This is a genomic window from Streptococcus parasanguinis (assembly GCF_964238605.1).
Lineage (GTDB): Bacteria > Bacillota > Bacilli > Lactobacillales > Streptococcaceae > Streptococcus > Streptococcus parasanguinis_AJ.
The window spans coordinates 1-268 of the sequence record NZ_CAXSMM010000023.1 but is presented as its reverse complement, the minus strand read 5'-3'; the positions used below and the strand labels follow the sequence as shown (position 1 = coordinate 268).

Genomic DNA, 268 nt, shown 5'->3' with positions numbered 1-268 from the left:
ATGGTCTTGTAAGCTTTGTAGGCTTTGAGGCTAAGGATTATGTTATTAAGGAGTTGACAGCGCCAGCTGGATACCAACTATCAACGGATGTTATTACTGTATCTGCTAGCGAATTAAAGGCTGCACCTAACCTTGTAGTAGATAAGGGGACAGTCGTAAACTACCTAACTCCACCAAACACACCGCCAACTACACCGCCAACTACACCACCAACTACACCACCAACTACACCACCAACTACACCACCAACTACACCACCAACTACACC

Annotated in this window: 1 protein-coding gene; it reads left to right on the top strand. The window is 45.9% G+C overall.

From position 1 onward, the window contains the following. Positions 1-268 (top strand): SpaA isopeptide-forming pilin-related protein (locus ACESR9_RS10145; RefSeq protein WP_373106434.1); only part of this gene is annotated, 268 nt, incomplete at both ends.